Below are 18,692 nucleotides of genomic sequence, written 5' to 3'. Positions count from 1 at the left end.
GACGAGCAGGCTGCACGCCTCTGCGACAGGGCGTCGCAACCTGTGGATAAGTCTGTTGATGGAATCTTGAGAAGGCCAGGGATTGCAGGACGCGCAAGCGCAATCCGCAACTGGTCATTTTTTGTTCATACAATAAAATCCCGAAAAAACAGCCAGTTGCAAAAAGATGAGAACAACTGCACAAATCCGGCGGTTTCTCGCCCCGGCAGCCCATCCGTTGTGCATAAACACTTGAGCGAATGGGCATAAGCCTGGGAGCGACCTCGGGCAAGGGCCTGTCAGTGGCTCCCCCTACTCATCCGCCCGTGCCGGAATCCACCACTCCTCGCCCCGGGCGGTGCAGATGTACTCCGGCCAGCGAAAATCATGGGGCACCTGGAAATCCTTGGGCAGCAGCGGCGCCTGCCAGCGACTGCCGCCAATACCACCGCCGGTACGCTCGAGGAACTCGGCCTTGGCCGCGCCAAGCAGCGCTTCATCGGTCAGCAGGTCCACCAGGGTCGCGGCAATGGTCTTGGCCGCCACCTCGATCATCGGGTCGATGGTCTGGCGAATACCGCCCAGGGCGTTGGACACCCAGTCCGGATAGACCGTCCCCGGCGGCGCGCTGAGCATCGGCCGGGCCACCAGCAGGCGCACGGTCGGGCAGTGCCAAGTGTATTCAGGGTAGTCGTCGGAGGTCAGGTAGTTCTGCCAGGCAGGCATCTGCAGACGCATCTGACGCTCGCATTCCCGGGGCTCGATCAGTTCTTCGGTGGCCGGCAGGAAGGGCTGGTCCATGGCTTCCAGGCCGAGGTTGCGCTGGATCTCGCGGGCGATTTCCCGAGCCTCCTCATCCCACCGAGGAGCGCCGACCGCTGCCAGGTTGTCATAGGTGGCCTGGGCCATGACGTGATTGGGCAGGCCGCCCCGGGACTTGCAGACCCAGGTCTTTTTCCAGCGACAACCGGTGGCCATGGCCGCCGCCGCGGCGTTGTTGTCCATCACCTGGGAGATGGTTTCGGCCTGCTCGATGGAGTCGCAACGCAGCAGGTACTGGATCTGCGACAGGTGCGGCGGCAGGTTGTCGGCGGTGGCCTGACCGGCGGTGAGGATCGCTTCGTTGTAGCTCCACAGGCCGGTGAACGGCAGGGTCGAGCGGCGCAGGCTTTCGTTGAGGGTGTAGAAATGCACCAGGGCATCGTTGGCCCCCGGGGCCCGGGCCGCCAGATGGTTCTGCGGGATCGGACTGTAGCGATCGGCGGCGATCCAGTTCTGCGGGTCCTCGCAGGTGAAGCTGTAGATGTAGGCGTAGGCGATGCCGCAGTGCGTGTCCCAGGTGGTGGTGTTGTTCAACGGCAGCATGTAGGTGGGGTGGAAGCTGATGGCGGCATCGAGGTCGTCGTAGTAGCCCTTGGCGGCGTGGACCGGTTTGGAGGCGCGCAGCTTTTCTGCCGGCTCGCCGAAGAACCTGATGCTGCCCTGCAGGCCGAACTCCACCATGGTCGCCTTGGCCGCCAGGGCCCCACCGAGGGCGCTGATGCCCAGGGCCGAGTGCGGGTCGGTGTGCCCCGGGGCGAAGCGCGACAGGCCATCGCGCGGCTGCTTGCGGGTGGTGGCCGCCTGGCAGTTGCCGGGCACCGCATCGTACTCGCCGTAGGTGGCCAGCAGCGGGCCCCGGCCCTGGGTGAAGGTGGCGCAGAAAGCCGTGGGCATGCCGCCGCTGGCGCGTTCGACGGTGAAGCCCTCGGCTTCCAGCAACTGCACATACCAGGCGCTGGACTTGTATTCACGGAACGCCGGCTCGGCGTAATGCCAGATGATCTGGTGCCAGTCCGACAGTTGCTGGCGGTGACGTTCAACCCAATCGAGAGCGAATGCTTTGTAGCGGGACATGTGCGGCACTCCTGATTATCCAGGTTCCGGCCGGCCGCTGCCCAGACGCCTTGGCGCCCGCGCAAGACCTGCAGGACCTCTTGTTGTTATAGGGATGGTCCGGTCGATTGCAGCCCGGATCGAGGTCCAGTATTGGTGAAGCGGCTGCGACATCAATCGAATTTTTTCGCCAGCTATGTCAAAGAAAATTGACCAATACGCTGCCGTCGCAGCCCATACTGCGACGCGGCCAGCCGCACCTCGGTGCCCTGCCTGGGGCCGTCGTACACAGGTTTGCTTGATTCGGAGGTTGTATGCGTTATCCCTCGATCACCGCCCTGCGCGCCCTCGACGCCGTGGCCCGGCTCGGTAGCGTGACCGCTGCGGCCCAGCAGTTGAGCCTGACCCGCAGCGCCATCAGCCACCAGATCATCAGCCTGGAGCAGAGCCTGGGTTTTGCCCTCACCGAACGGGTGGGGCGCGGCATCGGCCTGACTTATCAGGGCGAGTGCTATGCCCGGGAAGTGCGGCGCATCCTGGCCGATATCCAGGACGCCGGACGGCGTTTCGACGGCCAGGCGGTGTCGGGCAAATTGCGCATCAGCTGCAATCCGGGCTTCGCCAGTTTCTGGCTGTGCAACCACATCAACGGCTTCCTGCGCCAATATCCCCAGGTGCAATTGCAGGTGGTCAGCCCGCGCGCCCAGGACGACACCAGCGACGCCGAGGCTGATCTGTTCATTGCCTACGGCATCGGCGACTGGCCGGGGTTGCTGGTGGAGCAGATCGTCACCCTGCGCTTCTCGCCGGTGTGCAGCCCGCGTCTGATCAACGCCATCGGCGGCCTGAAGAGCCCGCTGGACCTCAAGGACTTTCCGTTGATCCACATGAGCGACACCAGCGACTGGCGGGTCTGGCTGGCGGCCGCAGGCGCCAGCCAGGTCAACCCCGACCGCGGCATCACCTTCTCCGACGCCCATTGCGCGCAGTCAGCCTGCATCGCCGCCCAGGGCGTGGCCATTGGCGACAACCTGCTCAGTGGCGATGCCCTGGCCCGGGGCCTGCTGGTGCGCCCATTCGACATCAGCATCAGCGCCTTGCGCGGTTACTTCCTGGTGCTCGATCCGGCCAAGGCCGAGCGACCAGCGGTCCAGGCCTTCAGCGAGTGGCTGAAAAACCAGCTGCAGCTCAGTGCCCAAAGCATCAGCGACAGCTCGCCGATCGAGCCTTGAAAGCCGGGTCGAATGGGAAATTTCACTCACCAATGAGGCAAAAATTATTCCATTGATGTGGCGTTGCTTTTCACAATAATGAATCCACCACCTGCTGCACTCACAATAAAAACTCAATCGTGCAGGTGGGTTTCCGGGAGATCTCTGTAGTGTCCAGCAGCCCCTCGACTCAACTCAGTGCCCAAGGAATCAGCCAGTATTACGGCAACTTCACCGCCCTGGACGGCATCGATCTGGACGTTCGCCAAGGCGAATTCCTCACCCTGCTGGGCCCCTCCGGCTCAGGCAAGACCACCTTGTTAATGATCCTCGCCGGCTTTCTCAGCCCCAGCGCCGGCAAGCTGCTGGAGCGCGGCGAGGACATCAGCCGGCGCCCGGCAGAGAAACGCAACTACGGCATGGTGTTCCAGGGCTACGCTCTGTTCCCGCACATGAGCGTGGCCGACAACGTGGCCTATCCGCTGCGCATTCGCGGGGTGAAGGCCGAGGAGCGCCAGCGCCGGGTCAAGCACATCCTTGAGGTGGTCGGCCTGGGGGCTCACCTGCACAAGAAACCCTCCGAGCTGTCCGGCGGCCAGCAGCAACGGGTGGCCATCGCCCGGGCCCTGGTGTTCGAGCCGGACATGCTGTTGCTGGACGAACCGCTGTCGGCCCTGGACAAGAACCTGCGCGAGCAGTTGCAGACCGAGCTGCAACGCATCCACCGCCAGGTCGGCACCAGCTTCGTCTTCGTCACCCACGACCAGGGTGAAGCCCTGGCCCTGTCGACCCGCATCGCCATCTTCAACCAGGGACGGCTGGCGCAGATCGACACCCCGGAAAGCATCTACGACCGGCCGAAAAACCGCTTCGTCGCCGAGTTCCTCGGCAAGATGAACCTGTTCCCCCTACAAGGTCTTTCCCGCAATGGCAGCCAGGCCAGCGGCCGCTTTGGCGACAGCCCGCTGCACGCCACCACGACCGGGGAGATCAGCAACCAGCCGCAGTTGCTGGCGGTGCGTCCGGAACACATGACCCTGCACACCGAGCGCCCGCAAGCCGGCGAACACAACGTCCTGCCCGCCTGCCTTGGCGAACGGATCTACCAGGGGGCCAGCACTCATCTGGCGCTGAACATCAGCCCGGAACTGGCACCGGTGAACCTCTCGGTGCCCGGCGATCACCCCGGTGCCCGCTTGCCCAGCGGCACACCGGTATGGCTGAGCTGGCCGGTGCGCCACAGCTTCCTGCTGGAAGCCTGAGCCAAGCCCACCCGCTGTCGAGCGTTTGCGTAGAAAGCCAATCACACCATCGGCCGGTGCCCTGCACGTCGGCCTCGCGAGGACTTGCCCCATGAGCCAGCACCATCAACGCGACTGCATCGAAATCCTCATCGAAAAAGCCCGTGGCGGGCAGGTCAGCCGCCGCACCTTCCTCCAGGCCATGGGCCTGCTGGCGGCGGTGCCGCTGGCGCTGCGCAGCGGCATCAGCTGGGCGGCGGACAAGCCCCTGGTGGTGGTCAACTGGGGCGGCGACGCACTCAACGCGTTTCGCAGCGCCTGGACCGACAGCTTCACTAAAAGCACCGGCATCCCGGTACGCATCGACGGCGCCGGCCCCACCGAAGGGGCGATCCGCTCGCAGCTGGCCAGCGGCCGGCCGAGCTGGGACGTGGTGGATGTGGACAGCTACAGCGCCATGACCCTGGGTCGCGATAAGGTCCTCCAGCCCCTGGACTACAGCGTGGTGCAACGGGATCTGGTGGCCCCGTCGCTGTCCCACGAGCACGGCATCGCCGGCTACCTGTTCAGCTACGTGATCGCCTGGGACAGCCAGAAGTTCGGCGACAACGGCCCTAAAACCTGGGCGGATTTCTGGAACGTGGAGCAATTCCCCGGCAAGCGCACCCTCTACAAGTGGATGAACGGCATGCTCGAAGCCGCGCTGCTGGCCGACGGCTTGGCCGCTGACCAGCTGTACCCGCTGGACGTGCCCCGGGCCTTGCGCAAGATCGACGAGCTCAAGCCCCACGTCCTGTCATTCTGGGGTTCGGGCGCGGAAAGCCAGCAACTAATGATCGAAGGCGAAGCCTCAATGGGCGCCATCTGGCACACCCGCGCCACCCTGCTCCACGAGGACAGCGAGGGCCGCATCCAGTGGAGCTTCGACAATGCCTTCCTCAACGCCAGCAGCTGGGGCGTGCTCAAGGACAACCCGGCCGGCAGCGCGCCGGCCATGCAGTTCATCCAGCACGCCTTGCAGCCGGCCGGGCAACTGAAGCTGTTCGAAGCCCTGGGCAACGGTCCGTCCAACGCTGCCACCCAGCAGTTGATGAGCGCCGAACAGCGGGAGATCAACTGCGCCTCCGAAGCCAACATGAAGAAGCAGATCTTCCTCGATACCCAGTGGTACGCCGACCACTACTCCAGCACCCTGGAGCAGTACCTGACCCACCTGTCCAAGTGAGCCGTCGACCATGAGTGCAACCCGAACCGCACGCCTGGAGCGCAGCCTGCTGCTGTTTCCCCTGCCGTTGCTGCTGGTGGTGTTCTACCTGTTGCCGTTTTTCGGCGTGGTGAGCTGGAGCTTCACCCTGCCCGAGCCCGGGATCGAGCAATACCAGCGCATCGCCACCGATCCGGCGATCCACGACATGCTCCTGCGCACCCTGCGCCTGTGCCTGACCGTGAGCCTTTTGGCCCTGGTGATCGGCTACCTGCTGGCCTACTGCTGGGTGTTCAGCCCGCCGTTCTGGCAGCGCATGGTGGAAATCTGCGTGTTCATTCCGTTCTGGATCTCGGTGCTGGTACGGGCCTTCGGCTGGCTGATTGCCCTGCGCAGCAACGGCGTGGTCAACGACAGCCTGTTGTCCCTGGGCTGGATCGAGCATCCGTTGCAGCTGACCCGCAACGAACTGGGGGTGGTGATCGGCATGCTGCACTTCATGATCCCGTATGCGCTGTTTCCGCTGCTGTCGAGCATGCGTCAGCTGGATCAACGGGTACTGCTGGCCTCCCGCGGCCTGGGCGCCGGCGCGCTGCGCACCTTCTGGCAGGTGCTGCTACCCCAGACCCTGCCGGGGCTGCTGGGTGCCTTCATCATGGTCTTCGTGTTCTGCCTGGGCTTTTTCATCACCCCGGTGCTGCTGGGTGGCGGGCAGACAGTGATGATCGCCGAGTACGTGTTCCTGCAGATGTTCCAGACCAGCAACTGGGGCCTGGGCGCGGCCCTGAGCCTGGTGCTGCTGACCCTGGTCAGCGCGCTGATCTGGCTGCTGTTGCGCGTTACCCGTGTCAATCGACTGGTGGGCTGAAATCACTATGAATACACATCGCACTGCCTTGAGTACCCGCTTGATCGCCGTGGTCGCCATGGCCTTCATGCTGTTCCCGCTGCTGACGGTGATCCCGGTGTCCTTCACCGCCAAGCGCTACCTGTCGATGCCCGACGGCAACTGGTCGTTGCGCCATTACGAGGCGTTGCTGAGCAACCCCGAGTGGCTGTCGAGCATCGGCCAGAGCCTGGCCATCGCCAGCGCCACCAGCCTGATCGCCACCTTGCTGGCAGTGAGTTTCAGCCTCGGTATCTGGTACCTGCGCTCGCGCCTGGCAACCCTGCTGATCGGCCTGGTGCTGCTGCCCATGGCCATTCCACCGGTGATCTCGGCGCTGGTGCTGTACTTCATGGAAACCAACCTGGGACGCCTCGCCCCGGGCTGGGGCTACGACACCCTGCCCGGGGTGGTGATCGCCCACGTGGTGATGGTGGTGCCCTACGGCGTGGTGACCATGCTGGTGGCCCTGAGCCAGGTGGACCGGCGCATCGAACTGGCCTCGCGCAACCTGGGCGCGAGCCTGATGCAGACCACCTTCCTGGTGATGTTGCCGAACCTCAAGCTGGGGATCTTCTCCACCGCGCTGCTGAGCTTTGCCCTGTCCTGGGAAGAGGTAGCGGTGACCCTGTTCATCACCAGCGTCGACGTCAACACCCTGCCCCGGCGGATCTGGAGCGGCCTGCGGGATAACGTCGACCCCAGCGTGGCGGCGATCTCGGTGCTGCTGATCGGCCTGACCCTGCTGGTGCTCATGGGCCGCCTGGCCTTGCAGTACGCTGCCCAACGCCGCGCACGCTCCTGACAGCCCCCTGTGGCGAGGGAGCTTGCTCCCACTGGCTGGCGAAGCCAGCCCAATACCTGAGCCCCGGTTCCCACCGACAAGTCGCGGGCTCAGGCTTTGCGGCCGCTGCGCGCCCGAGCGGGAACCAGCTCCCTCGCCACACAGCCCCTTCACAGACGTCCCCCGCATCCGACTATTCGCCTTCAAGCTGACCGAAGTCATGCCCCCCTCCCTGCGTTTTATCCGATAGTGCGCAGCTCGCTCCACCCGCTTGCCCTGGCTCTTCTAGACTCATTGGGTGGTCGCATTCGGAACCGGACACGTCGTTTTCGTGCGGTTCAATCAGAGGCAGCGTGTCAAGCTGCCCTTTATGCCCTGAACAGGTGCGGCAACGACCGCACCGGGTCCAACAAGATGCCCATTCAGGGTGCATGGCCAACGGCCTGAAACGCCGCGCTACCGTGACGTGGCAAACAGTGCCGCAGCCGACACTTTCGGACAGCCGACAACCATCAGGTGTGTCCGTGACCGTGAGGAATTGCTGTATGCCTGATGAAACGCTGCATCTGCCGTTGATCCACACCCTGCTGGAGCGCCACAAAGGCGTCCCGGGTGCGCTGTTGCCCCTGCTCCACCAGATCCAGGAAGAGCTCGGCTACATCCCCGATCTGGCCATCCCCGAGATCGCCCACGCGCTCAATCAGAGCCAGGCGGAAGTGCGCGGGGTGATCAGCTTCTACCATGATTTCCGTACCGCACCGCCGGCGCGGCACATCCTGCGCCTGTGCCGTGCCGAGTCCTGCCAGAGCCGCGGCTCCGAGCAACTGGCGGCGCAATTGCGCCAGCGCCTGCAACTGGATGACCACGGCAGCAGCGCCGACGGTTCCATCAGCTTGCGTCCGGTGTATTGCCTGGGCGCCTGTGCCTGTTCGCCGGCCCTGGAGCTGGACGGGCAACTGCATGCCCGGGTCAGCGCCGAACGCCTGGACGCCCTGCTGGAAAGCTGCCGGGAGGACGCGTGATGCCAAGCCTCTATCTGTCCTGTGATTCCCTGGCCCGGGCCGTGGGCGCCGACGCGGTGGCCGAGGCCATCGCTGCCCAGGCCGAGCAGCGCCAACTGCCGCTGCAACTGCAACGCACCAGTTCTCGTGGCCTGTACTGGCTGGAGCCGCTTTTGGAAGTCGACACCCCGGACGGCCGCCTGGGCTTTGGTCCGGTAAGCATCGCCGATGTGCCCTCGCTGCTGGACGCCTTGCAAGACAGCGCCGCCAGCCATCCCCTGGCCCTGGGCCGGGTGGAAGACCTGCCCTACCTGAAAAGCCAGCAACGCTTGCTGTTCGCCCGCGCCGGCATCACCCGGCCACTGTCCCTGGCGGACTATCGGGCCCACGGCGGTTTCGAGGGCTTGAGCCGCGCCATCGCCCTGGGCGGTGACCAGACCGTGGCCGCGGTGCTCGACTCTGGCCTGCGTGGCCGGGGCGGCGCGGCGTTCCCCGCCGGAATCAAATGGCGCACCGTGCGCGACACCCCGCAGCAGCAGAAGTACGTGGTGTGCAATGCCGACGAAGGCGACTCCGGCACCTTCGCCGACCGCATGCTGATGGAAGGCGACCCGTTCCTGCTGATCGAAGGCATGGCCATTGCCGGCCTCGCGGTCGGCGCCAGCCATGGCTACATCTATGTGCGCTCGGAATATCCCCAAGCGGTGGCCACCTTGCGCGAGGCCCTGGATATCGCCCGGGATGCCGGTTACCTGGGGGCCAATGTCGGCGGCAGTGGCCAGGCCTTCGACATGGAGGTGAGGGTCGGTGCCGGGGCCTATATCTGCGGCGAGGAAACCGCCCTGCTGGACTCCGTGGAAGGCAAGCGCGGCATCGTTCGCGCCAAGCCGCCGATCCCGGCGCTGCAAGGCCTGTTCGGCCAGCCAACCCTGGTGCACAACGTGCTGACCCTGGCCTCGGTGCCGCTGATCCTGGAAAAGGGCGCAGCGTTCTACCGCGACTACGGCATGGGCCGCTCACTGGGCACCATGCCCTTCCAACTGGCGGGTAACGTGCGTCATGGCGGCCTGGTGGAACGGGCCTTCGGCCTGACCCTGCGCGAACTGGTGGAAGGCTACGGCGGCGGCACCGCCAGCGGCCGGCCGCTGAAGGCCGCGCAAGTGGGTGGCCCGCTGGGTGCCTGGGTGCCGCCGGCGCAGTTCGATACGCCGCTGGATTACGAGGCCTTCGCCGCCATGGGCGCGATGCTCGGCCACGGTGGCGTGGTGGTGGCCGACGACAGCCTGGACATGGCCCACATGGCGCGCTTCGCCCTGCAATTCTGCGCCGAGGAATCCTGCGGCAAATGCACCCCGTGCCGCATCGGCTCGACCCGCGGCGTGGAGGTCATCGACCGCCTGCTGGCGGCGCCCGATCAAGGCCGTCGCGATGAGCAGGCGATCATCCTCAAGGACCTGTGCGACACCCTGCAATACGGCTCGCTGTGCGCCCTGGGCGGGATGACCTCCTACCCGGTGGCCAGCGCCCTGAAGCACTTCCCCGCCGACTTCGGTCTGGCGCCCTCGGAGGCCGAGCAATGATCAGTATTTTCGACCCAGCCACAGACATCGACCTCAATGCCGTGGACTTCGGCACCCCGGCCCGCGACAGCCAGGTGCAGGTCAGCCTGAGCATCGACGGTCGCAGCATCAGCGTGCCCCAGGGCACTTCGGTGATGCGCGCCGCGGCCCTGATGGGCACCACCATCCCCAAACTCTGCGCCACCGACAGCCTGGAAGCCTTCGGCTCGTGCCGCATGTGCCTGGTGGAGATCGACGGCATGCGCGGCTACCCGGCCTCCTGCACCACCCCGGTCAGCGAAGGCATGGTGGTGCACACGCAAACGCCGAAACTGGCGACCCTGCGACGCAACGTGATGGAGCTGTACATCTCCGATCACCCGCTCGATTGCCTGACCTGCTCGGCCAACGGCAACTGCGAACTGCAGACCGTGGCCGGCCAGGTGGGCCTGCGGGAAGTGCGCTACGGCTATGACGGCGCCAACCACCTGGACGATCAGAAAGACACCTCCAACCCCTACTTCGACTACGATCCGAGCAAGTGCATCGTCTGCAACCGCTGCGTGCGCGCCTGCGAGGAAACCCAGGGCACCTTCGCCCTGACCATCAGCGGCCGCGGCTTCGAGTCTCGGGTCGCGGCGGCTGGTGGCGACAACTTCCTCGACTCCGAATGCGTGTCCTGTGGTGCCTGTGTGCAAGCCTGCCCCACCGCGACCCTGATGGAAAAAAGCGTGGTGGAAATGGGCCAGCCGGAACGCGCGGTGATCACTACCTGCGCCTACTGCGGGGTCGGCTGTTCGTTCCGCGCCGAGATGAAGGGCGAGCAACTGGTGCGCATGGTCCCGGACAAGAATGGCCAGGCCAACCACGGCCATTCCTGCGTCAAGGGCCGCTTCGCCTGGGGCTACGCCACCCACCCGGACCGCATCACCAAGCCGATGATCCGCAAGCACATCAGCGACCCGTGGCAGGAAGTCAGCTGGGATGAAGCGGTGACCTACGCCGCCAGCGAGCTGCGACGCATCCAGCTCAAGTACGGCCGCGACTCCATCGGCGGCATCACCTCCAGCCGCTGCACCAACGAAGAAACCTATCTGGTGCAGAAGCTGGTACGGGCGGCCTTCGGCAACAACAACGTCGACACCTGCGCCCGGGTCTGCCACTCGCCCACCGGCTATGGCCTCAAGCAGACCCTGGGGGAATCCGCCGGCACCCAGAGCTTCGACTCGGTGATGCAGGCCGACGTGATCCTGGTGATGGGCGCCAACCCCAGCGACGCCCACCCGGTGTTCGGCTCCCAGCTCAAGCGGCGCCTGCGTGAAGGGGCCAAGCTGATCGTCATCGACCCACGGCGCATCGATCTGGTGGACTCGGTGCACGCCCGCGCCGAACTGCACCTGGCCCTGCGCCCCGGCACCAACGTGGCCATGCTCAATGCCCTGGCCCACGTGATCGTCACCGAAGGCCTGGTCAACCAGGACTTCGTCGACGCCCGCTGCGAGCCTGAAGCCTTCGCCCAATGGAGCGCCTTCGTCAGCCGCGCCGACAACTCGCCAGAAGTGCTCGGCGCCATCTGCGGTGTTCCCGCCGACGATATCCGCGCCGCCGCGCGCCTGTACGCCACCGGCGGCAACGCAGCAATCTACTACGGCCTGGGAGTGACCGAACACAGCCAGGGCAGTACCTCGGTGATGGGCATCGCCAACCTGGCGATGGCCACCGGCAACATCGGTCGCGAAGGGGTGGGGGTGAACCCGCTGCGGGGGCAGAACAACGTCCAGGGTTCCTGCGACATGGGCTCCTTCCCCCACGAGCTGCCGGGCTATCGGCACATCTCCAACCAGGCGGTGCGCCAGGAGTTCGAGCAGGCCTGGAACGTCACCCTGCAAGCCGACCCCGGGCTGCGCATTCCCAACATGTTCGAAGCGGCCCTGGGCGGCAGCTTCAAGGGCCTGTACTGCCAGGGCGAGGATATCGCCCAGAGCGACCCCAACACCCAGCACGTGACCGCGGCGCTGTCGGCCATGGAATGCGTGGTGGTGCAGGACATCTTCCTCAACGAAACCGCCAAGTTCGCCCACGTGTTCCTGCCGGGCAGCTCGTTCCTGGAAAAGGACGGCACCTTCACCAACGCCGAGCGGCGTATCTCGCGGGTGCGCAAGGTCATGGAACCCCTGGGCGGCAAGGCCGACTGGGAAGGCACCCTGGCCCTGGCGGCGGCCCTGGGCTACCCGATGCACTACAACCATCCTTCGGAAATCATGGATGAGATCGCCCGCCTGACCCCGACCTTCACCGGCGTCAGCTACGCCAGCCTGGATCGCCACGGCAGCCTGCAATGGCCGTGCAACGACGCCGCGCCGGACGGCACGCCGACCATGCACATCGACGAGTTCGTGCGTGGCAAGGGGCGCTTCATGCTCACCGGCTACGTGCCCACCGATGAGAAGGTCAACGGCCGCTACCCGCTGTTGCTGACCACCGGCCGGATCCTCAGCCAGTACAACGTCGGCGCCCAGACCCGGCGCACCGACAACGTCGCCTGGCACGCCGAGGACCGTCTGGAAATCCACCCCACCGACGCCGAGAGCCGGGGCATCAACGAAGGCGATTGGGTGGGCATCGGCAGCCGCGCCGGGCAGACCGTGCTGCGCGCCCGGGTGACCGAGCGGGTGGCGCCAGGGGTGGTCTACACCACCTTCCACTTCCCCGAGTCGGGGGCCAACGTGATCACCACCGACAACTCCGACTGGGCCACCAACTGTCCGGAATACAAGGTCACGGCGGTGGAAGTCAGCCGCGTCTACCATCCTTCCGAATGGCAGAAGCGCTACCAGGCCTTCAGCGACGAACAGCATCGCCTGCTGGATGAACGCCGGCGCTCCCGGGGCGGCAAGGCGGAGGTGCGCCGATGAGCACCGCCAACCTGATCAAGATGGCCAACCAGATCGCCGCCTACTTTGCCAACGAGCCAAACCAAGTGCAGGCGGCGCTCAGCGTGCGCAACCACATGCAGTTGTTCTGGACCCCGGCCATGCGCAAGGAATTGCTGGCCTGGCAGACCGAGCAGCAAGGCGCCGAACTGCACCCACTGGTGCAACAAGCGCTGAGCGACAGCGGCTGGGAGGCCTGAACCGGCACGCCCCGGCCTGTTGCAACAGGCCGGGGAACCCCGCAACGGCTCAGTTACCCGGACACGTTCTGTCCGCTGGCGGCTTGGTCTGGAGCGCCAGCGGCATCACCGCTCCCGGCTTGCCAAGCGGCAACAGCTGGTACACCGCAAAGACACACATCGCTTCGGCTTCGCCACTGGCCTGGGGAATGTAGTTCAGGCCCACGTAGGCTTCGTAACTCTTGCCCGGCTCGAACACCACCACCTTCTTCACCTCGGGACAGGTGCGATAGCTGCTGCCGGATCCAGCGGCCGACACCCCACCTCCTTCCAGCATAAAAGGCCGCCCCGCCGGCACCCGATACTCGGTAACGATCTCGTGGTAGGCGCCCTCGCCCATGCGGATCGAGCCGATATAGGCCGGCAGCTTCGGCGCAAAACGCGGCTGCATGTCGATCTGCCGTGGCTGCAACGGGAACTGCGGGTAATTGACATTGGATTGCTGATTACTGCCAAAACGCCCGGCCTTGGCCAGGCGCTTGCTGTCCCCCAGGCAACCGGCATAAGCCTCTCCACGCACTTCGCCATTGGTGATCACCCGCAACTGCGCGGTGGGCACATTCAGGGGCGGTTCCGAGTAAGGCAGCACCGGTTTGACGCTGCAGGCTCCAAGTAACGACAACAGCGCCAGCGAGGCGATATTTCTGAGTTGCATAACTGATTTTTCCTTTATTCGAAGCGGCATGAGCGGCTGAGCAGGCTATCGGCCGAGTGGTGGCGGTCTTCACTGGAACATCTGTCTCAGGCAGCCGCGGTTTGACAGTCGCCTGAGTCGGCACTAGCTTCCAAGGCCGTGCCTTTGAGTCAGCCAGCAAACACTCAGGTAAACCCAGTGAACAAGCCCAATCCCCTGCACCACAACCAGCCCCCTCCGCGGGTTTCGATGCGTCCCCTGCAACCGGCCTGCCTTCCCCAGCCAATCAGCACTCGACGCCTGCTGCGCCCAGTGTGCCGGCGTGGCATCAACAGATCGCTGCCCACGCTCGTCCCGCCCTATTAAGCGCCCCGTGCCGAACACCTCACGCGTGTTCGTTCCTGCGTCTTACCGATCTTCGTTTACACACCTGGAACGCTTCGCTCTGAAGAGCGCTGCTGTGCGCGATAGGAAACCCCTAATGGACTAGCGAGCCCGGCTGAAGCCCGGGCGGGAGCCTCTATCCATGTCACAAAAAGTCATCGCCTTTTTTCCTGAGGCCGCCTATGGGCCGGCCTTGAACTCTGTCGGCATTGCCCAGGCCTGCGAGGCACTCGGGCACAAGGCCGTATTTCTCACGGACCCCGGCATGCAAGGCGTGTATGCCCGGTTTGGCTTTGAGGAACACCCGGTGAACATGTCCGCACCGATGCCGGCCGAGGACATGGCCCGGTACTGGGTCGATTTCATCAACGGCCACCTGCCGAACTTTCGCAAGACGCCCCTGGAGCAGATCGATACCTATGTGAAGGAATGCTGGGCGGCGATCGTCGACACTGCGAAATGGGCACAGAAGGAGCTGCCGGGCGTTCTGCAGCGGCTCCAGCCCGATCTGGTCTGCGTGGACAACGTCGTCATGTTTCCCGCGATCAAGCAATACCAGGCGCCCTGGGTGCGCATCATCTCCTGCTCGGAAAACGAAATCGGCGATCCGGACATCCCGCCGCACCTGTCCGGGATGAGTGTTCAGGACAAAGCCGGGCACCAGCGTTTCCGAGCGCGTTTCGAGGAGGTGATCCGCCCGATCCACGAGGACTTCAACCTTTTCCTCCAGGCCCACGGCGAGCAGCCCTATCCCCTGGGCACCTTCTGTGAACCTTCGCCATTCATGAACCTGCTGCTCTATCCCGATGCCGTCAGGTTCAAGCGACGCCATCCCCTGCCTGCCGAACGCTTCCACTACCTGCAAGGCAGCGTGCGCCAGGACAGTCCCTATGCAATTCCCAAGTTCCCCGCACAACGCCACCAGCCGTTGCTGTACGTGAGCTTCGGCAGCCTGGGCAGCAGTGACATCCCCTTGCTCAAGCGCCTGATAAACGCCCTCGGCAAACTGCCCTACCGAGCCCTGGTCAATGTCGGCGAGCACCTGGACCAGTACCCGGTATTGCCGGACAACGTGCAGATTGCCGACTGGCTGCCACAGCCTTCGGTGATCGCCCAAGTGGACGTGGTCATCCACCACGGTGGCAACAACAGCTTCACCGAGTGCCTGTACTTCGGTAAGCCGGCTATCGTCATGCCCTATGTCTGGGACGGCCATGACAACGCCATGCGGGCCCAGGAAACCGGCCATGGCTTCAGGCTCGATCGCTACCAATGGACCGAGGCACAGCTGGCCGAAGCCCTGCACGCCTGCCTCAACGACAGCCTGCTGCGCCAACGCCTGCAACGCACCAGCGCCCAGATGCAATCGCGCCAGGGCACCGAAGAAGCGGCACACCTGCTCGACAACCTTCTCAAGCGCAAGACCCGGCCCAACGCTCAAAAGGGCGTGCAACACAAGGAGCGTGACCGATGAATACACCACTGCTACAGGACCCGCTGCAGATCACCGACCTGCAGGATTGGGGCGAGATACCAGAGATGCTGGAAGGCCAGTCACGGGTTGCCGGCGTGCTGTTGCACAAGGGCGCGCAAGGCCAGTCGGAATGCGGCCTGTGGCGCTGCACTCCCGGCAAGTGGAGGTGCCACGTGACCCGGGATGAGTTCTGTCACTTTCTTGAAGGGCGTTGCACCTATGTCCATGAGTCTGGGGAAGTGATCGAGATCCGACCGGGCAGCAGCGCTTTCTTTGGCCAGGGTTGGAAAGGCACCTGCACCGTCCACCAGACCGTCAAGAAGGTCTACATGATTCGCTGAAAGCCGCTACTGAGGGCTCTTCATTCACGCTGGGTTTCAAGGACAGAACAATGACCCGTTTTACCTGTGAAAGCGCTTTGCACTTTATCAATCCCCACTACCTGACGCCTGCTAGCGGCCGGCTCCGAGAAATCTTCGACCCGGCGACCCTGGAACGGGTCGGCCGCATGAGCCTCGGCGAAAAGGCTGATGTGCAAGCAGCCGTGAATGCCGCCAATACGGCGCAACAGCAGTGGGCCAGAGTGGATGCCCGAAGCCGGGCCGCACGCCTGCACGAACTGGCCGAAAGCATAGAGAAAGCGGTCGGACTCAACCGTGAAGTGGCACGACTGATGACCCTGGAAACCGGTAAACCCTTTCCGGAAGCCATGGGCGAACTGGCCAACTGTGCATCGGTTTTCCGCTACTACGCGGAGATGGCAAGGGACGAGGCCGGCAAAGTGGCAGGCACCACGCAAACCGGCTCACTCCAGCATGTGCGCTATGAACCCTACGGGGTCAGCGTGCACATCATGCCCTTCAACTACCCCATTCTGCTGATGTGCTGGACCGTCGCGGCCTCCCTGGCAGCGGGCAACGCCTGCATCATCAAGCCGGCGGAAAGCGCCACCCTCTGCACCCTGAAATTTCTCAGTCACTTCACCAGTCTGCTGCCGGGCCTGGTGTGTTGCGTACCGGGAGACGCCCTCACGGCCCAATTGCTGGTGCAATCATCCGGCACCCACGCGGTGGCCTTTACCGGCGGTATCGCCGCTGCCCACGCCGTGGCCGTGACCTGTGCCGACCTGATGAAGCCTTGCGTGATCGAGGCCGGTGGCAGCGATCCGATGATCATCTCCAAACACGCACCCATGGACGTCGCGGTAGCAGGCGCAGTGACCGCCGCCTTTCATCTGAGCGGGCAGATCTGCACCTCGGCCGAACGCCTGTACGTGGTCGATGACATCTATGAGGCATTTGTCACCCGCTTCGTCGAGCAGACCCGCCAACTGCGCATTGGCCACGGTCTGGAGCGCTCCGAGATCGGACCGCTGGTCAGCGAAGCAGCACGGGACAAAGTCATACGCCTGGTGGAAGACGCCGTGTCCAAAGGCGCCCGAGTGCTTTGCGGCGGACGCATCCCACCGCACCGCCCTGTCGGCTGGTTCTACGAGCCGACCATCCTCAGTGGCGTCACCGGTGACATGGCGATTCTCCAGGAAGAATGCTTCGGGCCAGTGGCGGCGGTGTGTCGCGTCGCCGATTTCGACGAGGCCATCCGCCGCGCCAACGACTCGCCATTCGGCCTGGGAGCCTCACTGTTTTCCACCAACCTGACCGAATCGATGGAGGCGGCCGAGCGCCTTGAAGCGGGGATGGTATGGATCAACAACCCCTTGGTGGACAACGACGCCCTGCCATTGAGCGGCTGGAAAATGTCAGGGATCGGCAGCGAACTGGGCCGCCAGGGACTGGACGCGTTTCGCCGTTCGAAGATGGTCATCATCGACCACAAGCCACGTATTCAGAGCTGGTGGTACCCCTATCCCGACAGCGTGTTTCACAACGCCCAGGGCGAGCCGGAAAACACGGACTTCATAACCAGCCACAGCAACGTTAATTAAAGATATCCCCCCTCATATAATCGTGCCCATACACTTCACGATGACTTGAGGGGGGATACGCCACAGATAGCCAATCTGTTTCAGACTTGATCTGAAAGTTGCCTTTAAAATAGACAAGTCATCAGGTTCAAGTTTCAAGCAGGGTTGTTACTTGGCAACTTCCCTGGTTTTCTTGTGTGCCCGCGCCGAGGTTTTATACGCAGACTCAACTTTTTTCTTGGACTCGTCCAAATGCTTGCGCCAGTCGCCCTTGAGTTTCGAAACAACACCATCCCTCGAGTTTTCATGGGCCTGAACCGCGGACTGGTGGCGCTCAGCCAGGTGTTTATGGTGAATCGCCGCCTCCTCGTGCTTTTTCGCTGCCTCATGATGCTGGATAGCCGTTAGATGATGGTGCTTGATAGCTTCCTTCGACATGACTCTCTCCATTTTTTGCACAGGCCATATAGGCCGACAAGTTAGCCGCCTGCTACAACGGGGCTCCAATCAAACCTAGACCAGTTATTTTTTAATTCAACCTGTCGGGATATACGGTCATGTTTTACAAGAACTTGAGAGACTGGGCATATTCCAATTAATAATTGGCAAGCAACAACAGCACAACGCGATAAACCTGCCGCCACCTCCACGATCAAAGCCCGAGAGATACCTCCGCGCCCCACCCGGCCCTGACGTTCCTTGAGCAGCGACCTACCCCGTTTTTTTGGCTCACGGACGAAAACCCGGTGCCCAGATAAAAATAGTCAGATTTCAGGGGTTTACAGAACCCCGCCAATCGCTATAATCGTCGCCCTGACACGCCGGTATAGCTCAGTTGGTAGAGCAACTGACTTGTAATCAGTAGGTCCCGGGTTCGATTCCTGGTGCCGGCACCATACAAGGTTCCAGAGAAGGCTTTCAAAATCTCTGGAACCCCCGAAAAACCCGCCTTCTGGCGGGTTTTTTCGTTTCGGCGTTCCGTCGGATTCCGAGGGTAGCCAGCGCTGATAAGGGTACCTACCAATTCGATATTGGAAAGTACCCTTATGGCTCGCACAACAGCACCCCTTACCGACAACGCCTGCCACCATACAGCGCCAGGAACGGTCACTGCCCGCCTTTGCCAAGCAGGGGGACGGTTTCCACTTCCAGCATCAGCAAAACCATTTCAGTCAACTCGGCATCGGACTTGCGGCCTCCATAGAGGCCATGCAGGGCTTTGGCGAAGGGGATGCGCAGGTCCTGGTTTTCTTCGCGGGCGCTTTCGCCGTCCTGCATCAGTTCGCCGATGGCTCGCAGTACAGCCGCTTGCCACCGAGCGGTGGTCCTCGGACCATCGCCGGTGGTGACAAGCAACTGATCCT

The 18,692-nt window shown here is 63.7% G+C and carries 16 protein-coding genes and 1 tRNA gene; 13 read left to right on the top strand and 4 right to left on the bottom strand.

Annotated features, from left to right (window positions below; translation table 11 throughout):
• Positions 1–291 precede the first annotated feature (291 nt).
• A complete protein-coding gene (locus tag DNK59_RS06280) occupies positions 292–1,875 on the bottom strand; it encodes an amidohydrolase (RefSeq protein WP_110722627.1) in 1,584 nt (527 codons plus the stop codon).
• Between the two features lie 293 nt (positions 1,876–2,168).
• Between DNK59_RS06280 and DNK59_RS06275 the strand changes: the two genes are divergently transcribed.
• From DNK59_RS06275 to DNK59_RS06235, 9 genes are all read left to right on the top strand, one after another.
• The gene (locus tag DNK59_RS06275) at positions 2,169–3,086 is read left to right on the top strand and encodes a LysR substrate-binding domain-containing protein (protein WP_110722626.1); all 918 of its coding nucleotides are present in this window, start codon (positions 2,169–2,171) and stop codon (positions 3,084–3,086) included.
• 149 nt (positions 3,087–3,235) lie between these two features.
• The gene (locus DNK59_RS06270; protein WP_110722625.1) at positions 3,236–4,327 is read left to right on the top strand and encodes an ABC transporter ATP-binding protein; all 1,092 of its coding nucleotides are present in this window, start codon (positions 3,236–3,238) and stop codon (positions 4,325–4,327) included.
• Between the two features lie 91 nt (positions 4,328–4,418).
• Positions 4,419–5,531, top strand: a complete 1,113-nt coding sequence (locus DNK59_RS06265) for an ABC transporter substrate-binding protein (protein WP_110722624.1) — start codon at positions 4,419–4,421, stop codon at positions 5,529–5,531.
• A gap of 10 nt (positions 5,532–5,541) precedes the next feature.
• Complete coding sequence (locus DNK59_RS06260) at positions 5,542–6,378, top strand: ABC transporter permease (RefSeq protein ID WP_110722623.1); 837 nt, start codon at positions 5,542–5,544, stop codon at positions 6,376–6,378.
• Positions 6,379–6,385: 7 nt separating this feature from the next.
• The gene (locus DNK59_RS06255) at positions 6,386–7,201 is read left to right on the top strand and encodes an ABC transporter permease (RefSeq protein ID WP_110722622.1); all 816 of its coding nucleotides are present in this window, start codon (positions 6,386–6,388) and stop codon (positions 7,199–7,201) included.
• A 524-nt stretch (positions 7,202–7,725) separates the two neighbouring features.
• Positions 7,726–8,202: a formate dehydrogenase subunit gamma gene (locus DNK59_RS06250; RefSeq protein ID WP_092318712.1), complete on the top strand. Its 477-nt coding sequence runs from the start codon at positions 7,726–7,728 to the stop codon at positions 8,200–8,202.
• Complete coding sequence (locus DNK59_RS06245; RefSeq protein ID WP_110722621.1) at positions 8,202–9,761, top strand: NADH-quinone oxidoreductase subunit NuoF; 1,560 nt, start codon at positions 8,202–8,204, stop codon at positions 9,759–9,761. Before DNK59_RS06250 ends, DNK59_RS06245 begins: the two co-directional genes overlap by 1 nt.
• Positions 9,758–12,655 (top strand): formate dehydrogenase subunit alpha, encoded by a 2,898-nt coding sequence (gene fdhF / locus DNK59_RS06240; protein WP_110722620.1) that lies wholly within the window; start codon positions 9,758–9,760, stop codon positions 12,653–12,655. Before DNK59_RS06245 ends, fdhF begins: the two co-directional genes overlap by 4 nt.
• Entirely contained in the window at positions 12,652–12,873 is a 222-nt protein-coding gene (locus DNK59_RS06235) for a formate dehydrogenase subunit delta (protein ID WP_110722619.1), read from the top strand. Before fdhF ends, DNK59_RS06235 begins: the two co-directional genes overlap by 4 nt.
• A 49-nt stretch (positions 12,874–12,922) precedes the next feature.
• On the opposite strand, the gene DNK59_RS06230 is transcribed toward DNK59_RS06235, so the two are convergent.
• Positions 12,923–13,567 (bottom strand): amidase, encoded by a 645-nt coding sequence (locus DNK59_RS06230; RefSeq protein ID WP_110722618.1) that lies wholly within the window; start codon positions 13,565–13,567, stop codon positions 12,923–12,925.
• Positions 13,568–14,072: 505 nt separating this feature from the next.
• Between DNK59_RS06230 and DNK59_RS06225 the strand changes: the two genes are divergently transcribed.
• Genes DNK59_RS06225 through DNK59_RS06215 form a run of 3 tightly spaced genes read left to right on the top strand, consistent with a single transcriptional unit; the run spans position 14,073 to position 17,349 of the window.
• The gene (locus tag DNK59_RS06225) at positions 14,073–15,404 is read left to right on the top strand and encodes a glycosyltransferase (RefSeq protein ID WP_110722617.1); all 1,332 of its coding nucleotides are present in this window, start codon (positions 14,073–14,075) and stop codon (positions 15,402–15,404) included.
• The gene (locus DNK59_RS06220; RefSeq protein ID WP_092318700.1) at positions 15,401–15,745 is read left to right on the top strand and encodes a cupin domain-containing protein; all 345 of its coding nucleotides are present in this window, start codon (positions 15,401–15,403) and stop codon (positions 15,743–15,745) included. Before DNK59_RS06225 ends, DNK59_RS06220 begins: the two co-directional genes overlap by 4 nt.
• Before the next feature lie 50 nt (positions 15,746–15,795).
• Positions 15,796–17,349 carry an aldehyde dehydrogenase gene (locus tag DNK59_RS06215; protein WP_110722616.1) on the top strand — a complete coding sequence of 518 codons (1,554 nt, stop codon included), beginning with the start codon at positions 15,796–15,798 and terminating at the stop codon, positions 17,347–17,349.
• A gap of 147 nt (positions 17,350–17,496) precedes the next feature.
• Here the strand turns inward: DNK59_RS06215 and DNK59_RS06210 are convergent, their stop codons facing one another.
• On the bottom strand, positions 17,497–17,766 hold the full coding sequence (locus DNK59_RS06210) for a hypothetical protein (RefSeq protein WP_092318696.1): 270 nt from the start codon (positions 17,764–17,766) through the stop codon (positions 17,497–17,499).
• Positions 17,767–18,148: 382 nt separating this feature from the next.
• Between DNK59_RS06210 and DNK59_RS06205 the strand changes: the two genes are divergently transcribed.
• A tRNA-Thr gene (locus tag DNK59_RS06205) sits at positions 18,149–18,224 on the top strand.
• A gap of 211 nt (positions 18,225–18,435) precedes the next feature.
• Here DNK59_RS06205 and DNK59_RS06200 read toward each other — a convergent pair.
• Positions 18,436–18,684, bottom strand: coding sequence for a hypothetical protein (locus DNK59_RS06200; protein ID WP_256596300.1), 249 nt, complete (start codon positions 18,682–18,684; stop codon positions 18,436–18,438).
• Positions 18,685–18,692 lie beyond the last annotated feature (8 nt).

The sequence above is a fragment of the Pseudomonas sp. TKO26 genome (genome assembly GCF_003225665.1).
Taxonomy (GTDB): Bacteria; Pseudomonadota; Gammaproteobacteria; order Pseudomonadales; family Pseudomonadaceae; genus Aquipseudomonas; species Aquipseudomonas saponiphila.
Note: the sequence above shows the minus strand (reverse complement) of the source record. Positions and strands in the feature narration are given on the sequence as shown.